At 63.4% G+C, this 4,201-nt stretch carries 4 protein-coding genes; all 4 read right to left on the minus strand.

What is annotated here, in order from left to right:
- Window positions 1-959: POTRA domain-containing protein (locus tag JWQ89_RS13265; RefSeq protein ID WP_299641758.1), on the minus strand; the 959-nt coding region annotated here is incomplete at its 3' end.
- A 295-nt stretch (window positions 960-1,254) separates the two neighbouring features.
- Window positions 1,255-2,388: an RIP metalloprotease RseP gene (gene rseP / locus JWQ89_RS13270; protein WP_299641759.1), complete on the minus strand. Its 1,134-nt coding sequence runs from the start codon at window positions 2,386-2,388 to the stop codon at window positions 1,255-1,257.
- A gap of 84 nt (window positions 2,389-2,472) precedes the next feature.
- Window positions 2,473-3,225, minus strand: coding sequence for a CDP-archaeol synthase (locus JWQ89_RS13275; RefSeq protein ID WP_299641761.1), 753 nt, complete (start codon window positions 3,223-3,225; stop codon window positions 2,473-2,475).
- A gap of 131 nt (window positions 3,226-3,356) precedes the next feature.
- The gene (locus JWQ89_RS13280) at window positions 3,357-4,070 is read right to left on the minus strand and encodes an isoprenyl transferase (protein WP_299641762.1); all 714 of its coding nucleotides are present in this window, start codon (window positions 4,068-4,070) and stop codon (window positions 3,357-3,359) included.
- Between the last annotated feature and the right edge of the window lie 131 nt (window positions 4,071-4,201).

Here is a 4,201-nt window from a genome sequence, read left to right on the forward strand (position 1 = left end):
CGGTTGAAGGGGTCGCCTTCACCGAAATCCAGCTCGCGGCGGATGACCGCGTCGCGGGTCTTGGTGTTGCCGCTGATGTTGATGCGCTCGACATAGACCCGCGCACCCTCGTCAACGAGGTAGGTGATATTGAACGTGCTGTTGGCCACGTCGCGGTCGACACGCGGGCGGACGTCGGCAAAGGCGTAGCCCTGTGCCGTCGCCTCGAACGCCATGTCTTCCTGCGAACGCTGCAGATCGGTCAACGAATAGGTGCCGCCCTTGCCAGTCCGGATAGTGCCGGCCAGCGCGTCGGGATTGAGCCCCGGGATCGAGGTTTCCACGCCGACCTCGCCGAAGCGGTAGCGCTCACCCTCGGAAATCGTGAAGTTGACGAAGTACGCATTGCGCGACGCGTCGAACTCGCCCACGGCCGACGTCACCTGTGCATCGGGATAGCCGTGGTTCATGTAGTAGAGCTCGATCAGCCCCCGATCGACCGTCAGCAGATCCTCACTGTACGTGTCGTCGCGGAACAGCCAGCTCAGGAGACTGGTTTCGTGCGTCCGGATGATGGACTTCAGGGTGCCCGAGCTGATGGAGTTGTTGCCGGTGAAGTTGATCGCCGCGATGCCGGTGCGCTGGCCTTCATTAACCACGAAGGTGATGCGGGCCCGGCCATTCTCGGACTGCTCGACACGCGGCGTCACCGTGACGCCCATGTAGCCCTTGCCGACATAGGCGAGGCGGATGGACTCGGCGTCGGCGGCAAGGCCGGCCTCGGTGAAGCTGCCCTGCTCGGCGACGTTGACCATCGCCAGCAACTGGGCATCGGAGAAGCCGCTATTGCCCTCGAACAGCACAGCCGAAATGAGGCGCTGCTGCTGCGCCTGGGCCGTGTCGACCCCGATGAGTGTACCGCTGATGCCGCCAAGCGGCGCCGCCAACACGAGGGCCAGCGCCAGGTATATTCCGCGCATCAGCTTTTTCGGGTTCGTCATAATCTTTGTTGCCTCGTGCGACCTATGCCGGGGAATCGCCATGCACAGCTTCCCCCAGCTAACTCCATCAATAGCTTTTACTGGATTTTTAACCACCGACAAGCCGCCAGAGGCTTCGAGGTTAGCGAAAGATTGGCCCGTGTGTATTCCTGCAACACCTAGAAAACCAAGCTTATCCAAGGGTTAACAGTCACATAGGCGCATTCGGTCAAATGCGTCCGAGGAACGGCGACACCGGGGCAGTTCCCGCCATTCAACCCAGCAGTGCGCCGACTCACCCGAGGCTGCGGAGGTAGCTCAGGACGGTGTCGTTGAAGGTGGTGAAGAGCATCAGAGTGAAGACTAGCGCGAGGCCGAAACGATAGCCGATTTCCTGCACCCGCTGAGGGAGCGGCCGGCCACGGATGGCTTCGGCGATGTAGTAGGCGAGATGCCCGCCATCCAGCATCGGAATCGGCAGCAGGTTGAAGATGCCAATGTTCAGGGAAAGCAGCGCCATCAGGTTGATCAGCGGCACGATGCCGAGGCTCGCCACCTGCTGCGACACCGCCGCGACCTTGACCGGCCCGCCCAGCTGCTCGACATCGCCCCGGCCGACGAAGAAATCGCCGAGGAACGCGACGGTGCGGTCGATGATGAAGCGCACTTCCTCGAAGGTCATGCCGACCGCTTCGACCGGGTTGGGCCGATAGAGCACGACATCGGCCTGCGCGACATTCTTGGTCACCCCCAGGCGGCCGACGCGCTGGGTGTTACCGAAGCGGTCGGGGGTGGATACGGCCTGGGGGACCGCCGTGATGGTCTCGGTCCGGCCGCCACGCTCGAAGGTGATGCTGACCTGCCGCTCCGGCGCCGTGGCGATCAGGCGCTGGAAATCCTCGAAGCCCCGGACGGCGTAGCCGTCCACCGACAGGATGCGATCGCCGTTGGCGAGACCCGCCTGCCCCGCAACCGACTCCACGGGCACCGTGTCGAGCACTGCCGGGATGGTGTAGCGGCCGTAGCCGAGCAGCAGCGCATAGAGCACCAAGAGGGTGAAGATGATGTTGGCAACCGGCCCCGCGAAGACCACGGAGATGCGTTGCCAGACGTTCTTGTTGACGAAAAGCTGCTTCTTCAGCTCAGGACTTGCCTGCTCGATGAAGGCTTCGTCCGGCACGCTGGCCGCATTCATGTCGCCGACAAAGCGGACATAGCCGCCGAGCGGAATCGCCGACAGGCGCCAGCGGGTGCCCTTCCTGTCGTTGAAGCCTAGGAGTTCTGGACCGAATCCGATCGAGAAGGTCTGGATGGCGATGCCGTTCCAGCGCGCCACGAGATAGTGGCCCATCTCGTGAACGAACACGATGATGGTGAGCACCGCAAGGAACGGCACCACATACGAGAGCAGCCAGAAAACAAAATCCATGTCGTCGGTTCCGTACGCCCCGGAAGTAGGGGGAAACTAGTAGCCGAATGCGTTAAGATTGCGATACGGCGCCGCGTCGCAGCCCTACCAATATAGGAAGCCCGCCGCCACAGCGTCATGGCCGCCGTGAAGGTATCCCAGGGCGAACATGAAAATGGTCCCGAAGGTTAGGCTGTCCAGCCGATCCATCAGCCCGCCATGACCCGGAATGATGTCGCCCGAGTCCTTGATCCGGAATCGCCGCTTGATGGCGCTTTCCGCCAAGTCACCGACCTGTCCCACGATGCTCAACGCGGCGCTGAGGCCAAGTCCGATCCACCAGGGCGATTGTGGCACCACCAGCAGCCAGACCACGAGGCCCACGAGCGTCCCCAGCGCGAACCCACCGATGGCGCCCGACCATGTCTTCGAGGGCGAGATGTCCGGCGCGAGCTTTTCGCCGCCGACTTGCCGTCCGGTGAAATAGGCCCCGGTGTCGGTGGCCCAGATGACGCAGCCGAGTAGCAACCCAGCCCACAGCCCGGCATCGAACACACCCGGCTGGTTCCAGGTCGCATCCCCTCGGATGGCCAGCAGCAGGACGATGACGATCCCGTAGAACACCACGCCCGCCATGCGCCAAAGGCGCGATTCCGGGCCGCTGAAGCCGGCAACGATTGCACCAAGCGCCACTGCTCCGAGGGATGCGAGCGGTCCGAACGCAGGATAGATCAGCGCCGCGAGGGCTAGAAGACCGATGAGCGAGCCTCCGACGGCCGTCAGCGGCCTCAGCGTCACCATCCGCTCCCATTCGCGATAGCACCCGGCAAACGCCGCACCGACGAGCGCCGCAAACACATAGGACCCGAACTAAAGGCCAACGCCTGCCACGAGGAGCAGAACAACCGCCGAAGCGATACGCGGGCCCAGATCCGTCCAGGACCGGCGGGCGAGCGGGTTGAACTGGGGACGCGGGTCCTCCGGTGCGCTCACTGGCTCCTCGACTCGATCCCGCCGAAGCGGCGGCTCCGCGCGGAATACTCGTCGAGGGCCTTGAGGAAGACCTGTTCGTTGAAATCCGGCCAGTTCTCCTCGATGAACACCAGCTCCGAATAGGCGCCCTGCCAGAGAAGGAAATTCGATACGCGCTGCTCGCCGCTGGTGCGAATGATCAGGTCCGGGTCCGGAATGCCCGAGGTGTAGAGCGCCCGCTCCATTGTCTCCTCGGTGATATCCTCGACCTTGAGGTCACCGGCGGCGACGGCCCGCGCAATCGCCCTGGTCGCTTCGGTCAGCTCGGACTTGCCGCCATAGTTGAAGGCGACGATCAACTCGAGGCCGGTATTGCGAGCGGTCTTGGACTGCACCTCGTCGATCAGCCGCTTCAGCGCGTCGTCGAGCCCATCGCGGGTACCGATGATCCTGACGCGCACGTTGTTCTGGATGAGCGTTGCGAGGTCGGATGCGACGAAGCGATGCAGGAGCCCGAAGATGAAGTTGACCTCATCGCGCGGACGGCGCCAGTTCTCCGACGAAAAGCTGAACACCGTCAGGTGCTTGACGCCATAGCGGATGCTGAGGTCGACCAGCCGGCGGAGCGCCTTGACGCCCTCGACATGGCCCTCGGTCCGGACCTTGCCGCGCGCCTTAGCCCAGCGGCCGTTGCCATCCATGATGAACGCAAGGTGGCCCGGAATCTTCAGGCAGAGCTTCTCGCTGGGCGTCGTGGCGACGGCGGTATCGACGGACTTTGACGCCCTCCAGGGGCAGCGCGTGGCAGTCCTATACTAGTCCTGCTTGTTTTCCTTTTGCTTGACGGCCAGGACCTTGTCGA

It is taken from the genome of Devosia sp. (assembly GCF_028290645.1).
In the GTDB taxonomy this organism is placed as follows: Bacteria; Pseudomonadota; Alphaproteobacteria; order Rhizobiales; family Devosiaceae; genus Devosia_A.

Coding starts and splice junctions, on each gene's coding strand:
- rseP (WP_299641759.1), bottom strand. CDS start 2,388: ATGGATTTTGTTTTCTGGCTGCTCTCGTATGTGGTGCCGTTCCTTGCG.